Origin of the sequence: Castellaniella sp. (genome assembly GCF_034675905.1) — a bacterium.
GTDB lineage: Bacteria > Pseudomonadota > Gammaproteobacteria > Burkholderiales > Burkholderiaceae_B > Castellaniella.
In genome coordinates, this window is sequence record NZ_JAUCCV010000005.1 from 322,822 (window position 1) to 344,987 (window position 22,166).

At 62.6% G+C, this 22,166-nt stretch carries 19 protein-coding genes; all 19 read right to left on the reverse strand.

Annotation, left to right across the window (positions count from 1 at the left end):
• Positions 1-10 precede the first annotated feature (10 nt).
• Positions 11-739 carry a pyridoxine 5'-phosphate synthase gene (pdxJ, locus tag VDP79_RS07200; RefSeq protein WP_323017599.1) on the reverse strand — a complete coding sequence of 243 codons (729 nt, stop codon included), beginning with the start codon at positions 737-739 and terminating at the stop codon, positions 11-13.
• Entirely contained in the window at positions 736-2,172 is a 1,437-nt protein-coding gene (locus VDP79_RS07205; RefSeq protein ID WP_323017530.1) for an efflux transporter outer membrane subunit, read from the reverse strand. Before VDP79_RS07205 ends, pdxJ begins: the two co-directional genes overlap by 4 nt.
• On the reverse strand, positions 2,169-5,336 hold the full coding sequence (locus tag VDP79_RS07210; protein ID WP_323017531.1) for an efflux RND transporter permease subunit: 3,168 nt from the start codon (positions 5,334-5,336) through the stop codon (positions 2,169-2,171). The genes VDP79_RS07205 and VDP79_RS07210 overlap by 4 nt, the downstream gene beginning before the upstream one ends.
• 44 nt (positions 5,337-5,380) lie before the next feature.
• Positions 5,381-6,637: an efflux RND transporter periplasmic adaptor subunit gene (locus VDP79_RS07215; protein WP_323017532.1), complete on the reverse strand. Its 1,257-nt coding sequence runs from the start codon at positions 6,635-6,637 to the stop codon at positions 5,381-5,383.
• 170 nt (positions 6,638-6,807) lie between these two features.
• Complete coding sequence (locus tag VDP79_RS07220) at positions 6,808-7,356, reverse strand: TetR/AcrR family transcriptional regulator (protein WP_323017533.1); 549 nt, start codon at positions 7,354-7,356, stop codon at positions 6,808-6,810.
• A gap of 43 nt (positions 7,357-7,399) precedes the next feature.
• Positions 7,400-8,194, reverse strand: a complete 795-nt coding sequence (locus tag VDP79_RS07225; RefSeq protein WP_323017534.1) for an ABC transporter ATP-binding protein — start codon at positions 8,192-8,194, stop codon at positions 7,400-7,402.
• Positions 8,195-8,197: 3 nt separating this feature from the next.
• A complete protein-coding gene (locus tag VDP79_RS07230) occupies positions 8,198-9,085 on the reverse strand; it encodes an ABC transporter permease (RefSeq protein WP_323017535.1) in 888 nt (295 codons plus the stop codon).
• A 15-nt stretch (positions 9,086-9,100) separates the two neighbouring features.
• Positions 9,101-10,069, reverse strand: coding sequence for an ABC transporter substrate-binding protein (locus VDP79_RS07235; protein ID WP_323017536.1), 969 nt, complete (start codon positions 10,067-10,069; stop codon positions 9,101-9,103).
• A 47-nt stretch (positions 10,070-10,116) separates the two neighbouring features.
• On the reverse strand, positions 10,117-10,794 hold the full coding sequence (locus VDP79_RS07240; RefSeq protein WP_323017537.1) for a phosphoribosylanthranilate isomerase: 678 nt from the start codon (positions 10,792-10,794) through the stop codon (positions 10,117-10,119).
• Positions 10,791-12,458 carry a TRAP transporter large permease subunit gene (locus VDP79_RS07245; protein WP_323017538.1) on the reverse strand — a complete coding sequence of 556 codons (1,668 nt, stop codon included), beginning with the start codon at positions 12,456-12,458 and terminating at the stop codon, positions 10,791-10,793. Before VDP79_RS07245 ends, VDP79_RS07240 begins: the two co-directional genes overlap by 4 nt.
• A gap of 2 nt (positions 12,459-12,460) precedes the next feature.
• Positions 12,461-13,075 (reverse strand): TRAP transporter small permease subunit, encoded by a 615-nt coding sequence (locus VDP79_RS07250; protein WP_323017539.1) that lies wholly within the window; start codon positions 13,073-13,075, stop codon positions 12,461-12,463.
• A 170-nt stretch (positions 13,076-13,245) separates the two neighbouring features.
• Entirely contained in the window at positions 13,246-14,067 is an 822-nt protein-coding gene (gene truA / locus VDP79_RS07255; RefSeq protein ID WP_323017540.1) for a tRNA pseudouridine(38-40) synthase TruA, read from the reverse strand.
• 6 nt (positions 14,068-14,073) lie between these two features.
• Positions 14,074-15,687 carry a FimV/HubP family polar landmark protein gene (locus VDP79_RS07260; protein ID WP_323017541.1) on the reverse strand — a complete coding sequence of 538 codons (1,614 nt, stop codon included), beginning with the start codon at positions 15,685-15,687 and terminating at the stop codon, positions 14,074-14,076.
• The gene (asd, locus tag VDP79_RS07265; RefSeq protein WP_323017542.1) at positions 15,687-16,817 is read right to left on the reverse strand and encodes an aspartate-semialdehyde dehydrogenase; all 1,131 of its coding nucleotides are present in this window, start codon (positions 16,815-16,817) and stop codon (positions 15,687-15,689) included. The genes VDP79_RS07260 and asd overlap by 1 nt, the downstream gene beginning before the upstream one ends.
• A 43-nt stretch (positions 16,818-16,860) precedes the next feature.
• A complete protein-coding gene (gene leuB, locus VDP79_RS07270; protein ID WP_323017543.1) occupies positions 16,861-17,937 on the reverse strand; it encodes a 3-isopropylmalate dehydrogenase in 1,077 nt (358 codons plus the stop codon).
• A gap of 87 nt (positions 17,938-18,024) precedes the next feature.
• Positions 18,025-18,681 (reverse strand): 3-isopropylmalate dehydratase small subunit, encoded by a 657-nt coding sequence (gene leuD, locus VDP79_RS07275; protein WP_323017544.1) that lies wholly within the window; start codon positions 18,679-18,681, stop codon positions 18,025-18,027.
• Between the two features lie 8 nt (positions 18,682-18,689).
• Positions 18,690-20,093 (reverse strand): 3-isopropylmalate dehydratase large subunit, encoded by a 1,404-nt coding sequence (gene leuC / locus VDP79_RS07280; protein ID WP_323017600.1) that lies wholly within the window; start codon positions 20,091-20,093, stop codon positions 18,690-18,692.
• A gap of 132 nt (positions 20,094-20,225) precedes the next feature.
• Complete coding sequence (locus VDP79_RS07285) at positions 20,226-21,047, reverse strand: M48 family metallopeptidase (protein WP_416233059.1); 822 nt, start codon at positions 21,045-21,047, stop codon at positions 20,226-20,228.
• Entirely contained in the window at positions 21,040-22,098 is a 1,059-nt protein-coding gene (gene aroC / locus VDP79_RS07290; RefSeq protein WP_323017545.1) for a chorismate synthase, read from the reverse strand. Before aroC ends, VDP79_RS07285 begins: the two co-directional genes overlap by 8 nt.
• Between the last annotated feature and the right edge of the window lie 68 nt (positions 22,099-22,166).

Genomic DNA, 22,166 nt, shown 5'->3' on the forward strand with positions numbered 1-22,166 from the left:
CGGAGCGACGCTAGCGGCCGGTCGCCTGCACCATCAAGGCCTTCATCTGCCGGATGGCGGGTTCCCAGCCATCAAAAACGGCTTGCGCCACGATGGCATGGCCGATATTCAATTCGCTGATGCCCGGCAGGGCTGCAACGACCTGAACATTGCCGTAATGCAGGCCATGGCCCGCATTGACGCGCAACCCTTCACCCACGCCCACCGCGATCGCGGCGCGCAGGCGTTCCAGTTGAGCCGCCTGACGAGCAGCATCCGGCGCATCGGCATAGGCTCCGGTATGCAGTTCGATGACCTGCGCCCCGGCGCGTACCGCCGCGGCGATCTGGTCAGCCTCGGGATCGATGAACAGCGACACCCGGATCCCCGCATCATGCAGACGGGAGACGGCCGCATGCACCTCGTCGAAACGACCCAGTACATCCAGGCCGCCCTCGGTCGTCAATTCCCGGCGATTTTCCGGCACCAGACAGACATCCTGAGGCTGCACCCGGCAGGCGATATCCAGCATTTCGGGCGTGATGGCGCATTCCAGATTCATACGGGTGCGCAAGGCTGGGCGGATCGCCCAGACATCGGCATCCTGGATATGCCGCCGGTCTTCCCGCAAGTGCAGGGTAATCAGGTCGGCGCCGGCATCCTCGGCCCGCAGCGCCGCTTGCAGAGGATCCGGATAAGACGTCAGCCGCTGCTGACGCAGCGTAGCGACGTGATCAATGTTGACGCCCAGTTCCATCAGCCTTCCTTTGCGGGCACATCATCGGGCGACCAGCCACCGCCCAATGCCTTGTAGAGTTCGACGCGATTGGCCAGCGCCGCCGCGCCCAGCTGGATGAACTGCTGCTGCACGCCGTACAGATTGACCTGGGCAGTCTGCACCTGCAGATAGCTATCCACTCCGGTTTCGTAGCGGACTTCCGCCAATTTCAACGCCCTGAGCGCCGACGATTCGGTATCCCGGACGGCATCGAGCTGGCGGCTGTAGGTCGCTTCGCCCGTCAGGCCGTCGGCCACTTCGCGAAAGGCGGTCTGGATGGTTTTTTCATACGTGGCCACGGCAATATTGTTGCGCGCTTCAGCCAGGTCCAGATTGCCCTTGAGCCCGCCGCCGGCAAACAGCGGCATCACGATCTGCGGCGAAAACTGCCAGTAACGCTGGCTGCCGCCGAACAAGCCCCCTAGTTCAGGACTGGCGAAACCCAGCAAGCCGGTCAGGCTGATGCGCGGGAAGAAGGCTGCTCGCGCGGCGCCGATCTGAGCATTGGCGGCCTTCAAACCGTGCTCTGCGCCGATGATATCGGGGCGACGTTCCAGCAACTGGGACGGCAATCCCGCAGGGATGGCTTGCAGCAACTGATCGCTGCCGAAAGCCAGCGGCGCCGGCAGATCGCTTGGGACTGGCGTCCCCAGAATCAGCTGCAGCGCATTGGTCGCCTGGGCCATGGCGCGTTCAGCCGCCACCAGATCGGCTCGCACCGTATCCAGTTGCGCCTGCGCCTGCGCCAGATCCAGATCCGACGCCACACCTACGTCAAAGCGCGCCTGCACCAGATCCAGAGAACCCTGCCGCGCCTGCAAGGTCTTGTCCATGAGGTCGTGCAGGGACTGTGCCGAACGCAAGCCGAAATAGGCCTCGGCGGTTTGCGCAATCAGCCCCAACTGCACGGTGCGGCGGGCCTGTTCGGTGGACAGGAACTGCTGGTACGCGGCTTCGCTGAGGTTGCGCACCCGGCCAAAGAAATCCAGCTCGAAGGCCGTCATGCCCACACCGGCGACAAAGCTGCGATTGACGGCGGCGCTGTCTGCACCGCCATTGCGCATATTGGCCGGCTGGTGAGTCGCCTGTTCTGTGCCTTGCGCACCGATCGTGGGCAGGCGGTCGCTCTGGGCAATACCGAACTGCGCACGGGCTTCTTCGACCCGTTCGACGGCAATGCGCAGATCCCGGTTGTTGTGCAGAGCCAATTCAATCAAGGCCTGCAGGCGGGGATCATGAAACACATCACGCCAGACCGGCAGCGCCGCGCCATCGACGGCTTCAGTTGTCAACGGGAACTGGCCGGGGACCGGCGCCGCCGGACGGTGATACGTGGGCGCCAGGGAGCAGGCGCCCAGCGCCAGACACAGGGTTGTCATGGCCCCCAGACGGCCTTGTCGGATCCAGGATGTCATGTGCGGTCTCCGGTGCTGGAATCACCAGCGGCGGGAATATGCGGCGCTTGATGGCCCAACAGTTTCGGCTTGGTCTTGAACAATTTCAGAATCACCACAAAGAAGGTCGGTACGAACAGCACGGCCAACGGCGTCGCCGCCAACATGCCGCCAAACACGCCCAGGCCCACCGCGTTCTGGCTGGCGGCCCCTGCGCCGCTGGCCAGTACCAGCGGCACCACGCCCAGGATGAAGGCGAACGACGTCATCAGAATAGGCCGGAAACGCAGACGTGCAGCCTCGATGGCGGCTTCCTTCAGGCCCGCCCCGCTGGCGTACAGATCCTTGGCGAATTCCACGATCAGGATGGCGTTCTTCGCCGCCAGGCCGATCACGGTCACCATCCCGACCATGAAGTACACGTCGTTGTCCTTACCCATCAGGCTGCTGAGCAGCACGGCGCCCAGCATGCCCAGCGGCACAGCCAGCATCACCGACAGCGGGATGGCCCAACTTTCGTACAGAGCGGCCAGTACCATGAAGACAACCAGAATCGACAGGCCCATCAGGATGGAGGACTGGCTGCCTGCCTGGATTTCCTGGTAAGAAAGGCCGGTCCATTCATAGCCCAGACCGGATGGCAGCTGGGTGATCAGGCGTTCCATTTCGGCCATGGCCTGACCGGTGGAATAGCCCGGCGCCGCCGAGCCGCCGATGCGGATGGACTCATAGCCGTTGTAGCGCACGACCTGAACCGGACCTCGTGTCCATTCCAGAGAGACAAACGAGGACAGCGGCACCATGTCGCCATTGGCGTTGCGGGCATTGAGCCGCAAGATGTCGTCCGGGTCCATCCGGGCGCTCTGATCAGCCTGGACCCAGATGTTCTGCACCCAGCCCTGATTGGTGAACTTGCCGATGTAGGCGGAACCGATCGCCGTGGAAATCAGCTGGGCTGTTTCGGAAAAATCCACGCCCAGGGCGGCTGCCTTGGTTCGATCGATGTTCACCTTCAACTGGGGACCCTCACCCAGGCCGGTGATCCGCGTCCCGGTCAGGATGGGGCTTTGCGAGGCCAGCTGCAGCAACTGCTGAGTGGCGGCCTGCAAGGCATTGCTGCCCACGCCGCTACGGTCTTCCAGACGCAGATCGAACCCGGAAGCATTGCCCAGCGAGGAAATAGCGGGCGGCGTGATGGAAATCACCATGGAATCCGGCAGCCCGAACAACAGCTTGCCCATGGCGGTGCCGGAAATCGCTTGCGCCGAATCACCCGGCCCCTTGCGTTCGGAAAAGTCCTTCAGGGGCACGAAGGCGATGGCGGCGTTCAGGCCGTTGCCGTTGAAACTGAAACCCTGGACGGCAATGATGTTGGCCACCTGCGGCAGAGCCATGAAATACTTTTCAACCGTGTCGATGATTTCCAGCGTGCGATTGGACGAAGCCCCCGAAGGCAGTTCGATATTTGCGATCACATAGCCCTGGTCTTCTTCAGGCAGGAATGAGGTGGGCAGGCGCACAAACATCCAGCCCAGCACCACGACCAGCAGGGCGAACATCAACATCATGCGCCCGCCGCGCTTCAGGCTGCGCGTGACCCAGTTTGTGTAGCCCTGGGTGGTGCGCTCGAAACCGCGGTTAAACCAGCCGAAGAAACCGCCCTTGGACGCGTGTTGGCCTTTGGGAATGGGCTTGAGAATGGTGGCGCACAGCGCCGGGGTGAAGCTGAGCGCCAGCAGCGCCGAGAACAGGATGGACACCGCCATGGCCACGGAGAACTGACGGTAGATCACCCCCACAGACCCCGACATGAAGGCCAGCGGCAGAAACACCGTGGTCAGCACCAGCGTGATGCCGATGATGGCGCCGCTGATCTGCGGCATGGCTTTTTTCGTGGCTTCCTTGGGCGACAGGCCCTCTTCCGCCATGATGCGCTCGACGTTCTCTACCACCACGATGGCATCATCCACCAGAATCCCGATGGCCAGCACCATGGCGAACATGGTCAGCACATTGATAGAGAATCCCAGGGCCAGCATCACGGTGAAGGCCCCCATCATCGCCACCGGCACCACCAGCGCGGGGATCAGCGTGTAGCGCACGTTCTGCAGGAACACGAACATCACCACGAACACCAGCACCATAGCCTCGAACAGGGTGTGGACTACCTGCTCGATGGAAAGATCAATGTAGGGCGAAGTATCGTAGGGAATCTCGTAGGTGATATTGTCGGGGAAGAACTGGGACAATTCGACCATCTTGGCTTTGGCCAATTTGGCGGTCTCCAGGGCATTGGCCGTGGGCGTCAGCGACAGCGCGAAGGCGGCCGTCGCCTTGCCATTCAGACGTGCGCCGAACTGATAGTTGTCCGAACCGAGTTCGACCCGGGCGATGTCGTGGATGCGCACCGAAGAACCATCCGGATTAGCCCGCAGCACAATGTTGCCGAATTCTTCCGGCGTGGAGAGCTGGCCGTTGACAGTCAGGGGCGCCACGGTGCGCTGCGAACTGGGGTTGGGGGGCGAACCCAACTGGCCGCCGGAAATCACCAGGTTCTGCGACGCCAGGGCGCTGTTGACCTGAGACATGCTCAGGCCGTAGCCAACCAGCTTCTGCGGATCGACCCAGATGCGCATGGCCCGACTGGCGGCAAAGAGCTGGAACTGGCCCACGCCCTTGATGCGTGACATGGGATTCTGGATGTTGCGCGTGATGTAGTCGGCCAAGGCATACTGGTCGACGGAGCCATCCTTGGACGACAAGGTGACCACCATCAGGAAGCCGGCGCTGGACTGGGTGACCTTCAGACCCTGCTGCGTCACAGCAGCGGGCAGCTTGGCCGTCGCATTGGACAGGCGATTCTGCACGTCCACCTGAGCCAGATCGGCATTCGTCCCCGGCGCGAAAGTGACAGTGGTTTGAGCCTGGCCGTTGGAATCGCTGACGGATTCGTAGTACAGCAGGCCCTTGGCGCCGTTCAATTCGTTTTCGATCACGCTGGCCACGCTGGTGGAGACCTCGGATGCCGAAGCGCCCGGATAGGTGGCGGTGATGGTCACGGTAGGCGGAGCGACGTCAGGATACTGCGACACCGCCATATTAGGGATGGCCAGGATGCCGGCCAGCGCAATGGCCAGCGCGACTACCCAGGCAAAAATTGGCCGTTCAATAAAAAACTGTGGCATGAGAGCTCGCGTAAAAACCGGACAAGAGTCGGATGGGCTGGTGGTTAACCTGCCTTGGCCTGGGAATCTGCATCAGCAGCGGGCTTTTGGTCCGACGGCTGGCTGGCGGCCGGCGCAGCTGCACCGGGTTGAGCGCCGGGCTGGGCAGCCGACGGTTTTTTCCAAGGCATGGCCTGCACCGGCGCGCCTGGACGGATTTTCTGGAAACCCTCGACCACCAGGTCATCGCCGGCCTGGATGCCCTGATACACGATATAGCCCTGTCCCGCACGCGGCCCGATCTGAACCGGTGTGAACACGGCCTTGCCGTCCTTGACCAGCACCACCGTACTGTTGCCATCCGCCGTGCGCTGGATGGCCTGTTCCGGCACGATCAGCGCCTGGGGATCCGTGCCTTGGGCCAAACGCACCCGCACATACAGGCCCGGCAACAGGATTTGTTCCGGATTCGGGAACAGGGCCCGCAGATTGACCTGGCCGGTACCCGGATCAACCGCAACACCGGAAAACAGCAGTTTGCCTTCGTGACGATACACGCTGCTGTCATCCATCAGGACCTCGGCGCGGGTATTGCCCTGGGCGTCTGGCGTCACCACGCCATCGGCGATCTGGCGGCGCAAGGTGGAGATCTGCGCCACCGGCTGAGTGATGTCCACATAAACCTGATCCAGACGATGGACAGTGGCCAGCTGGGTCGCGGAACTGGCGCTGACCAGCGCCCCCACTGTCACCAGCGACTTGCCGATCTGTCCATCGATGGGCGACGTCACTCGGGTGTAGCCCAGATCAATGGTGGCGGCCTCCAGGACAGCCTTGGCTGCTGCCACGTTGGCCTCGGTCTGACGGGCCTGGGCCACGGCATTGTCGTAATCCTGCTGGCTGACGGCATGCTGTTGAATCAGTTTGCCGAAACGCTGCGCCTGGAGCTTGGCCGTTGTGGCGGCCGCCTGGGCATTTTTCAGTTGGGCGGCAGCTTGGTCGCGGGCAGCCTGATAGGGCGCCGGATCGATGGTGAACAGCAACTGCCCGGCCTTGACCGTGCCGCCCTGCTGGAATTCGATCCCCTGGACGATGCCCGTCACCCGGGCGCGGATTTCCGCGTCCTCGATGGCCTGCACGCGGCCAGGCAGTTCCGTGTTGACAGCGGCGGCCTGAGGCTGAATCTGAATCACGCTGACGGGAACCTTCATGCCTTGCATGCCCCCCTGTGATTTGTCGCCGCAGGCTGCCAAGAAGGTCAGCAGCAGTGCCAGTGACAGGGGCCGCAGCACCCGACCGGCGGGCAGTTGCAGAAAGGCCATAAGAGAACTCCCGAATGAATATTTTTAGATGAAAAGCAAGAAAAGAACACCGTCTCGGGGATGCACAGGACATCCGCCGCATCACGCAATGACGCAGCGACCGACCAGAACAATCCAAAAGTATAAAAGGAAACCCCGCGAGCCAGAAGAGGAATGTAGCGATGAGGAAATCACGCCTCATCCTTGGTAAAACAATCCACCAGGATATTGATCCGCGCCGTCAGCACATCCAGCGGCGGCCGGTCCGCGAACAGACCATCCAGCGCCAACATGAAAACCTGCGCCAGATCCATATCGTTCAGCACCTGGACGATACATTCCAGCACCCCTTCCCGGTGATGACAGGCGACGTTGGGACGCAGGCGCTCGTAGACATCCTGGAATTCACTCGCCATGGGGGCGGCGACCATTTCCGACCAGGAATCCAGGATCAGGCAATGACAGACGCGCCGCAGGCGCTGACGGACGGTGCCGCCTTGCTGCGCTGCCTGTTTGGCCGGCTGCACGCGCGACAGAATCCAGTCGTCAACGCATTGGACGAAAATGTCTTCCTTGTCTTTGAACGTGCGATACAACAAGGTGCGGGAGATGACGGCCCGCTGAGCGATATCTTCCAGGCTGGTGCGCGAAAAACCGAAATTCAGAAAGCACCAGCGCGCCGCATCCAGGATGCGGGTACGACGCTCTGCCAGGGCTTCCGGATCGAGTTTCTGTGCCATCCGGTCATAATGACAAAAAATACTTTTTTTGTCAAAGGCAAAATCAACCTAACAACAAGGTGTCATCGGCCAATTCTTCGCCCCGCACGCGCTCGAACATGGTCAGCAGGTCGGGGACTTCCAGTCCGCGCCGGGTATCGCCGGACACGTCCAGCACCACACGTCCCTGGTGCAGCATGACCGTCCGATCGCCTACATCCAGGGCCTGGCGCATGCTGTGCGTGACCATCATGGTGGTCAGTCCATGTTCGGCCACGATGCGGGCGGTCAGGTTCAACACGAACTGCGCCGTGCGCGGATCCAGCGCTGCCGTATGTTCATCCAGCAGCAGGATGCGCGATGGCCGTAGGGCAGCCATCAGCAGGCTGACAGCCTGGCGCTGACCGCCCGAGAGCAGGCCGATACGGTCGGTCAGGCGATTTTCCAAGCCCAGTCCCAGCATCATCAGCCGTTCGCGGAACAGCACGCGCATTTCGCCACGCACCGCCTGCCGCAGGCTGCGGAACTGCCCCCGGCCCAGAGCCAGGGACATGTTTTCCTCGATCGTCAGATTTTCACAGGTACCCGCCATCGGGTCCTGGAATACCCGGGCGACCTTGCGGGCGCGGTCCCAGACCGGCTGGCGCGTGACGTCTTCGCCATCGATCAGGATGGCGCCGCTATCTATCGCCTGTTCACCCGAAATGGCGTTCAGAAAGGTAGATTTACCTGCCCCGTTGGAGCCGATGACCGTCACGAACTGGCCAGCCGGAATTTCCAGAGACATGCCGCGCATGGCCTGGGTTTCGATCGGCGTGCCGGGGTTGAAGGTCAGGTGCAGATTCTGTGCGCTCAGCATGGCTCAAGCCCTCTTTTTCGACAAGCGCTGCTTGACCAGCGGAATGACCAGCGCCACCGTCACCAGCACTGCCGTCACCAGATTCAAGTCTTGCGCCTTCAGGCCGACGAAATCGGCATTGAGCGCCAGGGCGATGAAAAAGCGGTACAGCACGGCGCCGATGATGACGGCCAGAGTTGCCACCATCAGGCGGCGCGACGGCAGGACGGACTCGCCGATGATGACGGCGGCCAGACCGATCACGATAGTGCCGATCCCCATGGAGATATCCGCCCCACCCTGCGATTGGGCGAACAAAGCCCCCGCCAGACCGCACAAGGCATTGGAAATCGCCATGCCCAGCAGGATCATGCGCCCGGTGTGTATGCCCTGGGAACGCGCCATGCGCGGGTTCGAACCAGTGGAACGCATCGCCAGGCCGACCTGGGTGGAAAAGAACCAGTCAAGCGCCAGCTTGACGACCACCACCAGCGCCAGCAAGATAAGCGGCCTGGCGATGAAGTCGTCCAGCCCTTCAGGCTGCAGCACTGTAAAGACCGTGGGGTCGGTGATCAGCGGCACATTGGGCGCATCCATGATGCGCAGATTGATCGAATACAACGCGATCATCATCAGGATGCTGGCCAGCAGATCCATGATTTTGAGGCTGACATTCAGCCAGCCGGTAATCATCCCGGCAAACCCCGCCGCCAAAGTCGCGATCAGGGTGGCCAGGAAAGGATCCATGCCGTGGTGAATCAGGATTGCGGCGGTCGCCCCCCCTAGGGGGAAGCTGCCGTCGACCGTCAGATCAGGGAAATTCAGGACGCGAAAGGAAATCAGGACGCCCAGGGCGACCAGGCCGAAAATCAGCCCGATCTCGAAGGCGCCCCACATCGAATAAATGGACATGAGCGAAACGGCGGATTACTTGATGACCTGGGCGGCGGATTTGATCAGCGCGTCGGACAGGGTCACGCCTTGTTTCTGGGCAGCCCCCGGGCTGACGAACAATTCTTGCTTGACGCTGGTTTCCGAAGCAATGTCGCCGGGCTTTTCGCCCTTGAGGATACGCACGACGATGGCGCCGGTCTGCAGGCCCAGATCATGGTAATTGATCCCCAACGCAGCAATGGCCCCGCGCTTCACGCTGTCGGTATCCGAAGCGATCAACGGGATCTTGGCCGAATTGCCGACCTTAACCAGGGATTCATAGGCCGACACGACGTTATTGTCGGTATTGGTATAGATGACGTCAACCTTGCCCACCAGGCTGCGGGCGGCTGCACCCACGTCTACCGTCCGGGCTGCCGTGGCTTCGACCAGGCTCATGCCTGCCTTGGGCAGCAGTTCGCGCATCTGCTTGACCACGACCACGGAATTGGCTTCGCCCGGGTTATAGACCATGCCGACTTTTTTCGCATTGGGTACGACTTTCTTGATCAGCTCGATCTGCTTTTCCAGCGACAGCGCATCGGACACCCCCGTGACGTTGGTACCCGACGCCCCCCAGCCAGGGACCAGCTGAGCGGCCACCGGATCCGTCACGGCGGAATACACCACGGGGATGGTCTTGGTGGCGGCCACGACGGCCTGCGCCGAAGGTGTGGCGATGGCCACGATCACGTCGGGCTTGTCACCGATGAATTTGCGGGCGATCTGGGCGGCGATGGCCGTATTGCCCTGCGCCGTCTGGAACTGCCATTTCAGACCCTTGGCCTCGGTGTAGCCGGCCTTGGTCAGCGCTTCTTGGATACCGTCCTTCACGGAGTCCAGCGCGGGATGCTCGACGATGGAGGTCACCGCCACCGATTGAGCGTGCGCCTGAGGTGCAGCCAGGGCGCCGACGACGGCAGCAACGCCAGCCAATTTACGAAGAACGGGATGCAGATTCATGTAAGGCTCCTTTGAGGATAAGGCATCAGTATTATTAGTAGCGGCGCTTAGTTTAACCCGCAGCGCCGGCGGTCGGCGGCTTGCACCGCCTGCATGAACGCCTGGATCTTGGCGGGGTCCTTGATACCGGGTGCGGATTCCACTCCGCTGCTGACATCCACCGCAAAGGGCTGTCGAGCCGCCATATCGGCCCCCACTCCATCGACCGTCAGGCCGCCGGACAAGATCAGTGCAGGCACACCGCCGCCGCGCGGCAATTGCGACAGCAATTCCGCATCGAGACGATGGCCGCTGCCCCCGTACGCGGGGCTGTAGCTGTCGAACAGCCAGCCGCTGGCATCAGGGTAGCGCGCACAGGCCGCTGCCAGGCTCGCTGCCGAATCCAGACCCGGCGCGCCGACGCGGAAAGCCTTCAGATAGCGAACACCGAACTGCTCGCAGAAAGCGACGGATTCCTCGCCGTGAAACTGCAACAGATCGGGATGCACGGCATCCAGCACCTGCCGGACATCCTCTGGTTGCGGATTGACGAACAGCGCCACCACCGACATGAAGGCCGGCACCTGCGACCGCAGGGCGGCTGCCTGCGCCAAGGAGACGCAACGCCGGCTGGCAGGATAGAACACCAGGCCCACCGCATCCGCCCCGGCTTGAATGACGGCCTGCACATCGACCGGCCGGGTGAGACCGCAGATCTTGACGCGCGTGCGGCTGGCGACGGTCACTGGAACGCTCCCGCGGCGTCGCCGGCGCCGTACCCATCCAGACCATAGGCGCTATCCTGGCCAAAGGTGACGGAATCCGGATTGACCGTCGAGACCTCGCCTTTGTAGTGCGTCACCATGCCCGGGAAGCTGAGCACGGCGATCACCATCAGGATCTGAATGATGATGAAGGGGATGGAACCCCAATAGATCTGCGCCGTGGTGACCTTGGCAATCAGCTTGCCCGTCACCCGGTCGTGATAGTCCTCTTTGGGCGCCACCGAACGCAGATAGAACAAGGCAAAACCAAAGGGCGGATGCACGAAGGAAGTCTGCATATTGACCGCCAGCAGCACGCCGAACCAGATCAGGTCGATGCCCATCTTGTCGGCCACCGGCCCCAGCAAAGGCACGATGATAAAGGCCAATTCGAAGAAATCCAGGAAAAACGCCAGGAAGAACGTCACCAGGCTGACCACGATCAGAAAGCCCAGTTCCCCGCCCGGCACGTGCAGCAGCAGCTGTTCGACCCAGATATCACCGTTGATGCCCCGGAAGCTGAGGCTGAAAATCGTCGAACCCACCAGGATGAAAATCACGAAACACGTCAGGCGGGCCGTGCTTTCCATGGCCTGGCGCAGCTGCCGCACAGAAAACCGCCGACGCGACACCGCCATGATGAGCGCCCCCACAGCGCCCATGGCGCCGCCTTCGGTAGGAGTCGCCACACCAATGAAAATCGTCCCCAGCACCAGAAAGATCAGTGCCAAGGGCGGAATCATGACGAACACGACCTGTTCAGCCAAAGATGACAGCCAACCCAGGCGCAGCAATCTATTGCCCAAGGCCATCGCCAGGGCAGCCACCCCCCAGATCAGCAGGATGATGACCACCCGCTCGTCCACCGGGATGTCCGTATGGGAACGGAAATAGTATTGAGACCCCCAGTGCGCGATGGCGGCGGCAATCACCGTCAGGACCAATAGGGAGCGCAGGCCTCTGCGACCACGCGCATCGACCTCTCCCCGGGCTTCCGGCGGCAGCGCCGGCGCATAGCCAGGCCGCAGGAAAGCGACGATAAAGACATACACCATGTAGGCGCCGGCCAGCAGCAAACCAGGCAGCATGGCGCCTCGATACATATCACCGATGGAGCGGCCCAGCTGGTCGGCCAGCACAATCAGCACCAGAGAGGGCGGGATGATCTGCGACAGCGTGCCCGACGCCGCAATCACGCCCGCCGCCAGGCGGCGGTCATAGCCGTAGCGCAGCATGATGGGCAGGGAAATCAGCCCCATGGAAATCACCGAGGCCGACACCACGCCGGTCGTGGCCGCCAACAAAGCACCGACAAAGACCACGGCAATGGCCAAGCCGCCCCGCAGCGGGCCAAACAAGCGCCCGACGGTATCCAGCAGGTCTTCGGCCATGCCCGATCGTTCCAGGATCAGGCCCATGAAGGTAAAGAACGGCACCGCCAGCAAAGAATCATTGCTGACGATGCCGAAAATCCGCTGAGGCAAGGCCTGGAACAGCAGCGGACTCATCAGATTCAGGTCGACGGCGACCAGACCGTACACGACTCCGGTGGCGGCCAGGGAAAAGGCCACCGGAAAGCCCAAAAGCAAAAATACGATCAGGTTGAAAAACATGATCGGGGCGAGATTATCGACGAGAAACTCCATGCTCAACGCCCCTGTACCGATTCAGCCGACTGGCCGGCCCGTTGCTGGGCCAGGATATCCTCGACGAGGGCTTCCTCGTCGCTCTTGCCATCGGATACGCGCATGGGATTGGCGCAAGCGCCACGCAGAAACCCGACGCATTTGATCAAATGCGACACACCCGCCAAAATCAGCAGGGCAAAACCCACAGGGATCAATAATTTGGCAGGCCAGCGAATCAGGCCCTCTGTATTCGAAGACAGTTCATGCAATATGTAGGATTCCCAGAAAAAGGGAATCGACAGCCACAGCACCAGACAAGCAGCCGGCATCAGGAAAAACACGACGCCGAAAATTTCAATGTAGACCTGGACGCGTTCAGACAGCCTCTGGGACAGCACATCGACCCGGACGTGTTCATTGCGCAAAAAGGTATACCCCGCCGCCAGCAGAAAAATCGCGCCGAACAGATACCACTGCAATTCCAGCCAAGCGTTGGAGCTGAGGCTGAAGACCTTGCGCATCACGGCATTGCCCGCGCTGATCACCGCCACGATCAGCACCAGCCAGGTCACCGCCCGACCCACCCATGTGTTCAGGGCATCAATCCAGCCCGCTATTTTCAATGGAATTCTCATGGTTCGCCTACAAAACACAATACAAGCCGAACGCCCGGCGGCGGGCTGTCAAAGCAGAACGGATGGCCAACCGCCTCGTTCAAGCCCTGTGCATCGCAAAACGTCCAATTCTATCCGATCAGCTCGGCCATTCACCACGGGAAAGACCCGAAAACAGCCGTCAGCCTGGATTATTCCCGCGATTCCGGCCACCAGGCGCCCAAGTGGTGGCGCAAGGCATCGGCGGCCGGCCGGATCGGCAGATACGGCGCCTGCGGATAGGCCACATGCGCCAAATACAGGCCGTCGGGCATGAAGGTGGGAGCCGCCTGTTTACGATCCCGACAGGTCAGCAGGTCACCCGCCCAATCTGGCGGACGCCGGCCGCGCCCGATCATGATCAGCGTCCCCATCAGATTGCGCACCATATGATGCAAGAACGCATTGGCGCGAAATTCAAAGACCAGGAAATCCCCCTGGCGGATGATCTCCAGCGCCTGCATCGTGCGCACCGGACTGGAGGCCTGGCATTCGGAAGAGCGAAAGGCGCTGAAGTCATGTTCGCCCAGCAGCAAGCCCGCTGCCTCCCGCATCGCTTGATCATCCAGGCGGTCATGCACCCAACCGACTCGGCCATGCAGCATGGGAGAGCGCACGGGCGCACTGCGCAGCACGTAGAAATAGGTACGGGCGCGCGCGTCGAAACGGGCATGGAAATCCGAGGCGGCCGCCTGCGCCCACTGTACGGACACGCTGGCCGGCAGATGCGCGTTCAGGCCCCGCACCCAGGATTCGTCGCGACGCACCGCGTCCGTATCCAGATGCACGATCTGTTGCAACGCATGCACGCCCGTATCGGTGCGCCCTGCGCAGATCGTCGCCACCGAAGGCACGGCAAGAAACGTGGACAAGGCGGCTTCCAGCGTGTCTTGCAGGGTGCGCCCTCCGCGCTGGGTCTGCCAGCCGTACCAGCCCGATCCGTCGTAGCTTAAACCCAGAACAATCCGGGACACGGGACGTCAGGCCTGAGGAGGCGTGTTCGCGGCATCCTGGGGCGGCAGATCCAGATCGACGCCCTGAAGCTTTTCGCGCACCATGGCTTCCGTGATCTGCGGGCTATCGTCGGCATCGTCGCGCGTCGTATTGGCGCGTCGCAACAACCAGGCGATGATGAATACGATCACCGCCAGCAAGGCGGTCATCACCCCCAACAGATGGTCCTGGATCCAGGAAGCGCGATGTTCGGCCTGCTGAGAAGGTTGCAGTTCGGCGGCCTCGGCGGCGCTAGGCGCCTGGGGCGCCAGCGCAGCGCCGGACGGCCCGGCTGCCGACGAAGCCGACGACGAACCTGCCGACGGTCCCGCAGCGGCAGCTTGCGCCGCCGGATGAGCAGCCCCGCCGCCCGGCGTGCCGGCCTGAGCACCGGGTGCGACCGACGCGTTGCCCGGCGCCGGCGAGGAGCCCGCCGCAGCACTGCCGGCAGCCTGATCGGTCGCCGGCGATGTCTGAGCATTGGCCTGAGCAGCGGCCTCGTGGCTGGCCTCGCTGATGGCAGCAGCGATCTGCTGAACGGATTGGCCTACCGCCTGCGCCCCTTTGGCAGCAGCCGTGCGAGCGGCCTCGCCCTGGGATTGCAGGGCCTCGTTCAGATGCTGGACATTATCCTGCAACTGCCCAACCCGGGACTCGGCGTCCTGCAAAGCGTGGCCTTGAGCCGTACGGGCATCGGCCGCACCGGATTTCCCGCCTTGGCTAAGCTGCACACGGTCTCCCGCCCCGGCATCCGCCGATGAACGGTCAGCCGCTTTATCCGACGATACCGCGCCACCAGACGCCTGGTCGCTGACAGCGGGCACGGCATCCGCCTGCCGACCCCGCAGGAGGGCAAAGGCAGCCGTTTGGTCCCGGAACTGCCGACGGGCCTGGGCGTCGGAAATCGACAGCATGTCGTCCACCGACGGCACAGCCAACGAAGCGCCCGCCCGTACAAGATTGATATTGCTGTGGATGAACGCCTGCGGATTAGCCCGCTGCAGAGCCATCATCAACTGATACACCGACACGCCATCCACCGCATGGCGGCGGGCGATAGCGAACATCGTGTCGCCCGGGCGCACGGCAATGGCGCCTGCCGGCACCCGGCGGGTGCTGCTGGGTTTTGCGGCAGCCCCGATCGCAGGCGCAGCCTGAGCCGATGCGCCCGGCTGGACCGCTGGGGAATCCACCCGCAAGGGACCGGGGGCGACCAGGGAAACCTGATAGCGCTGTTCGCCGGTAGCCGTATGAACATCCAGCAAGAGATCGGCCAGCGTCCCGGAAAAAGCCTGGGATGAGGTCACGCGCAGCACGCGGCGAGCCCCTGCCTGGACACCGGGCGTCACGGTGATGGTCAGGCTGTCCAAGGCGACAGGCGGCGTCAATCCGGCCACCGTCCAGTCGGCGGCAGGCGCCGGCCGGGCTGACAGGGCCTGCAAGTCGGCAGCCGTCAGGTCGGAGACCGGCACCAGAATGAGCAAGGGTTCGCCGGTCGCCGATGCCAGGCGGGCATGGCCGAAATTGGCGGCTTGTGCCGACCCGGCCGCCAAGGCGGCCAAGGCCAGCACGCTGCTGATCAGGCGGGCGGCGGACGGCATCAAAGTTCGCCCAAAGCGATGCGCAGCATGCGGCGCAAGGGCTCGGCGGCCCCCCACAGCAGTTGGTCGCCCACCGTAAAGGCGCTCAGGTATTCCGGCCCCATGGACATCTTGCGCAGACGTCCGACCGGGATATCGAGCGTGCCGGTCACCGCCACCGGGGTCAGCGCCTGCATGGAGGATTCCTTGTCGTTGGGCACCAGACGCGCCCAATCGGTGCCGGTGCGCACGGCATCATTGATCTCATCCAGGGGAATGTCGCCGCGCAGCTTGATGGTCAAGGCCTGGCTATGGCAACGCATGGCGCCGATGCGCACGCACAGACCGTCGACCGGCACTGCCGTCGCGCCGAAACCAGGCCCGCGGCCCAGAATCTTGTTGGTTTCCGCCCCGCCTTTCCATTCCTCGCGCGACATGCCGTCGCCCAGGTCCTTGTCGATCCAGGGGATCAGGCTGCCGCCCAAGGGCACGCCGAAATTATCCTGGGGCAGATCGGGGTTCTGCTGGGCCTTGAGCACGCCCCGATCGATATCCAGAATGGCGGAGGCGGGGTCGGCCAGCTGCGCGCCCACCGCCTGATTGAGGATGCCGAACTGGGTGAGCAGTTCACGCATGTGGCGCGCGCCGCCGCCCGAAGCCGCCTGATAGGTCATGGAGGTCATCCATTCGACCATGTCGGCCTTGAACAGGCCCGCCAGGCCCATCAGCATGCAGCTGACCGTGCAGTTGCCGCCGATGTAGTCGCGCACGCCGCGCTGCATGGCGGCATCGATCACCGGCCGGTTGACCGGGTCCAGCACGATGATGGCATCGTCCTTCATGCGCAGGGTGCTGGCGGCATCGATCCACAAGCCGGTCCAGCCGGCCGCCCGCAGTTTCGGATAGACGGCCGACGTATAGTCGCCGCCCTGCGCAGTCATGATGATGGGCAATTTTTTCAATGCGTCGATGTCATGGGCGTCTTGCAAGGGCCCTGCCCCCGACGCCCATTCCGGCGCCGCCCCACCCGCATTGCTGGTGGAAAAGAACACCGGGTCGAACAATGCGAAATCGTTTTCGTCCCGCATGCGTTGCATGAGAACCGATCCCACCATGCCACGCCAACCCACCAAGCCAACTGCCTGCACCATAAATATCCGCCCGAACCAAGTAGTAGTGAAAATCCAGAATTCTTTATTCTAATGCCTTCAGCACGGCATCGCCCATTTCCGAGGTCGATACCCGCGTCGTACCGGCCTCGAAGATATCCGCCGTGCGCAAGCCTTGCGCCAGCACTGCCTGCACGGCGGCTTCAATGCGATCCGCTGCTGCGCCTGCATCCAAAGAATACCGCAGCATCATTGCCGCCGACAAAATCGTTGCCAAGGGATTGGCGATATTCTGCCCGGCGATGTCCGGCGCCGACCCATGGCTGGGCTCATACAGGCCCTGACGGCTGGCATTCAGCGATGCCGAGGGCAGCATGCCGATGGACCCGGTCAACATGGCGGCCTCGTCCGACAAAATGTCGCCGAACAGATTGCCGGTCACGACCACGTCAAAGGCCTTGGGCTCACGCACCAGCTGCATCGCAGCATTGTCCACGTACATATGCGACAGCGCCACCTGCGGGTATTCGCGGGCCACATCGATCATGATATCGCGCCAGAACTGAGAGGTTTCCAGCACATTGGCCTTGTCCACGCTGCACAGTTTGCCCTGGCGCTTGGCGGCGGCCTGGAAGGCAACGTGGGCGATGCGACGGATTTCGCCTTCCGCATAATGCATGGTGTCAAAACCCTGTCGCTCGCCGGCAAAGGGGCCGTCTTCCAGGGTACGCACGCCACGCGGCTGGCCGAAATAGATGTCCCCGGTCAGCTCACGCACAATCAGGATGTCCAGGCCGGCCACGACCTCGGGCTTCAGGGACGAGGCATTAGCCAATTCCGGGTACAGGATGGCGGGCCGCAGGTTGGCGAACAGGCCCAGGGCCTTGCGCAGCCCCAGCACGGCTTGCTCTGGGCGCAGGGCGCGTTCCAATTGATCATATTTCCAGTCACCCACCGCGCCAAACAGCACGGCGTCGGACTGCAAAGCCAGATCCAGCGTGGACTGCGGCAAGGGATGCCCCTGGGCCGCATAGGCTGCGCCGCCGACGGGCGCCTCGGTAAAGGATAAATCCAGATTCAGGGCGCGCAGCACGCGCACGGCTTGTTCGACGATTTCCGGGCCGATGCCGTCACCCGGCAATACTGCAATACGAGAAGTCATGAAGGGTTCCAGGTCACAAGGACCCGGCCCAAGCTGGCGGAATGCATCCACCACCCTGGGCCGGGTCCGGGGGTTGATCAGACAGGGTCAAGAATGGCTGGGCGTCGGCTTGACCAGCCAGGGATGCTGCGCCAGGCGGCGGGACTCGAAATCGCGGATCTGTTCGGCGCGCAGCAGCGTCTGGCCGATCTCATCCAGGCCTTCGAGAAGCGATTGCTTGCGATAGGCATCCACATCAAAGGACCAATGGCTGCCATCAGGCGCCGTCACCTGCTGCTGCGCCAGATCGACCGTCAGCTGATAACCCGGCGTGGATTCCACCGCCTTGAACAGCTGATCGACGACGGCTTCGGGCAAGACGATGGGCAACAGACCGTTCTTGAAACTGTTATTGAAGAAGATGTCGGCGTAGGACGGCGCGATCAGCGCCCGGAAACCATATTGCTGCAGCGCCCAGGGGGCGTGCTCGCGACTGGAACCGCAGCCGAAGTTCTTGCGGCACAACAAGACCGACGCGCCCTGATAGCGGGGCCGATTCAACACGAAATCCGGATTCAGGGGCCGATTACTGTTGTCCATGCCCGGTTCGCCGTGATCCAGATAGCGCAACTCATCGAACAGATTGGGGCCGAAGCCGGTGCGCTTGATTGATTTCAAGAACTGCTTGGGAATGATCAGATCCGTATCGACGTTATCGCGATCCAGAGGGGCCACCAGGCCCTGATGGGTGGTAAAGGCTTGCATGATGAATCCTATTGGAAAGTGCGCACGTCGACGAAATGGCCGGCGACAGCCGCAGCCGCCGCCATGGCCGGACTGACCAGATGGGTACGCCCGCCCTGCCCCTGCCGCCCCTCGAAATTGCGGTTGGACGTAGAAGCGCAGCGCTCGCCCGGTTCCAGCCGGTCGGCGTTCATGGCCAGGCACATGGAACACCCCGGCTCGCGCCATTCAAAGCCGGCATCCAAAAAGATGCGGTCCAGGCCTTCTTGTTCGGCCTGCGCCTTGACCAGCCCCGAGCCTGGCACCACCATCGCCAGGCTCACGTTGGACGCCACGCGCCGGCCCTTGGCCACGGCGGCGGCGGCCCGCAGGTCTTCGATGCGGGCATTGGTACAGGACCCGATGAAGACCTTGTCGATAGCGATATCGCTGATCGCCGTGCCGGGTTTCAAGTCCATGTACTGCAGCGCACGCTCCATGCCCTTGCGGCGCACGGCATCGGCTTGCGCGGCAGGATCGGGCACCTGGCCGCCGACCGCTGTCACCATTTCGGGCGACGTCCCCCAACTGACCTGCGGCTGGATGGCCGATGCATCAATATCCACCACTCGATCAAACGCCGCATCGGCGTCAGAGTGCAGTGTTTTCCAATACGTGACGGCCTGCTCCCACAGAGCCCCTTCGGGGGCGTAGGGACGGCCCTGGAAATAATCGATGGTCGTCTGATCCACCGCCACCATGCCGGAACGCGCACCGGCCTCGATGGCCATATTGCACATCGTCATGCGGCCTTCCATGGACAGGGCCTGGACAGCATCGCCGCCGAATTCGATGGCATAGCCGGTGCCGCCCGCCGTGCCGATCTGTCCGATGATGTACAGGATCAGGTCTTTGGCCGTACAGCCGAAAGGCAGCATGCCATTGACCCGCACCAGCATGCTGCGGCTCTTTTTCATCAGCAGCGTCTGCGTGGCCAGCACATGCTCGACTTCGGACGTGCCGATGCCAAAGGCCAGCGCCCCCATGGCGCCATGAGTGCTGGTGTGCGAGTCGCCACAGACCACGGTCATGCCCGGCAACGTGGCGCCCTGTTCAGGGCCGATGATGTGCACAATGCCCTGGCGCCGGTCATTCATGCGAAATTGTGTAATGCCCCAGGCGTCGCAATTCTTGTCCAGGGTATCGACTTGCAGGCGCGAAATCGGGTCCTGAATCCCCTGAGAACGGTCGGTCGTGGGGACGTTGTGATCGGCCACCGCCAGATTGGCGGCGATGCGCCAGGGCTTGCGGCCCGCCAGTTCCAGACCTTCGAAAGCCTGCGGGCTGGTGACTTCGTGCACCAGATGGCGGTCGATGTACAGCAGACAGGTGCCGTCGGGACCTTGATGCACCACATGGGCATCCCAGAGCTTGTCATACAGGGTTTGGGGCATGGTCATGATCTCTAAAATCAGGAAGGACGCGCCGGACGTCGCCGGCCACTGAAAACCATTATGCCAGTGTGATTTCTGATCGCAAGACCAGTCGTTATCCTAGTATTCGAGGTAACTGGTACCCGTTTAAGCCTAGCGCGGCTGATACAGGGGCAGCACTCGGGCCGAGGCCTGCTCAAGATCCTGGATACGGCTTTGCGACGAGGGATGGGTGGACAGGATTTCAGGAGGGGCGCCACCGCCCGCCTGCTCCATTTTCTGCCACAAGGTGATGGCGGCGCGCGGGTCATAGCCGGCCCGGGCAGCCAGTTCGACCCCCATGCGGTCGGCCTCGGTCTCGTTGGCCCGGCTATTGGGCAGTGTGAACATGACCTGGCTGAGATTCGATCCCAGATCGGCCACGGCCTGGCTGCCGGTCACGGCGGCCAGGATCGAAATGCCGATACTGGTTCCCATCTGGCGTGATACCTGTTCGCGGGCGTGCTCGCGCAAGGCGTGGGAAATTTCGTGCCCCATGACGGCTGCCAACTCGGCATCCGTGGGTTTGATCTTGTCCAACAAGCCGGTATAGACGGCGATCTTGCCGCCAGGCATGCACCAGGCGTTGACCTCGCCGGACTTCAGGACATGGACTTCCCAGTCCCAGTGCTTGGCATCCGGGCGAAACGCGCCGACCTGCGCGATCAGCCGCCGGGCAATGCTCTGCACCCGCTGCGTCTGCGCGGCGGACGGATCCAGCGCCTGTTTGGCCCGCGCCTGGGCCAGTATCTGCTGATACTGGCTGGCGGCTTCCTGGTCCAGTTCAGCCTCGGACACCAGGCTGGACATGTACTGCGTCCGATTGATGCCCACCTGGCCGGACTGAGTGGTCTGCACAGGAGCGCAGGCGGCCAGAGCGACCGTCAGCCCGGCGCTGACGATCCAGCGCAAGATCCGGCGGGGTCGCTTATCCACACTGCCCCCGATGCCTCAGGGCGTGATCCATCAGCACAATGGCCAGCAGCGCCTCGGCAATCGGAGTGGCCCGAATCGCCACGCAGGGGTCGTGCCGCCCCAGGGTCTGCACCATGACGGGTTCGTTGGCCCGGTTCACTGAGCGACGTTCAACCCGGATACTGGAGGTCGGCTTGATCGCCAGGGACACCAGCAACGGCTGTCCGGAGGAAATCCCCCCCAGCACGCCGCCGGCATGATTGGCGAGAAAGCCATCGGGGCTGAGCTCATCGCCGTGCTCGGAACCGCGCATGGCGACGCAATCGAAACCCGAACCGACCGACACGCCCTTGACCGCATTGAGGCCCATCATGGCGTGGGCGATGTCCGCATCCAGACGGTCGTACAAGGGTTCACCCCAGCCGGCGGGCAGGCCTTCGGCCTGGACTTCGATGCGCGCGCCGATGGAGTCCCCATCGTGGCGCAACTGGTCCATGAAGGCTTCCAACTGCGGCACGATGTCGGCATTGGGGGCGTAAAAGGGGTTTTCAGGCACGGCATCCCAGGATTCAAAGGGAATCGGGATCGGCCCCAGCTGGCTCATGTAGCCGCGAATGCGCACGCCGTATTCCTGCATCAGCCATTTGCGGGCGACCGCACCCGCCGCCACGGTAGGCGCCGTCAGGCGGGCTGATGAACGCCCCCCTCCGCGCGGGTCGCGAACACCGTATTTTTTCCAATAGCTGTAATCAGCATGACCGGGACGGAACGTGTCCGCAATATTGGCGTAATCCCGGCTGCGAGCGTCGGTATTGCGGATCAGCAGGCCGATGGGCGCGCCGGTGGTCTGGCCCTCGAACACGCCGGACAGGATTTCCACCGTATCCGGTTCGCGGCGTTGCGTCACGTGACGCGACGTACCCGGCCGGCGACGATCCAGTTCGGCCTGGATATCGGCCTCGGACAGCGGCATGCCGGGAGGGCAGCCATCGATCACGGCGCCGATGGCCGGCCCATGAGATTCACCGAAATTGGTGACACAAAACAAGGTACCCAGGGTATTGCCAGACATGGTCGGTATGCAGTGGGGAAATTGATCAAATAGCGAAATTCATTATGGCATGTCCGGGGTTTCGACGT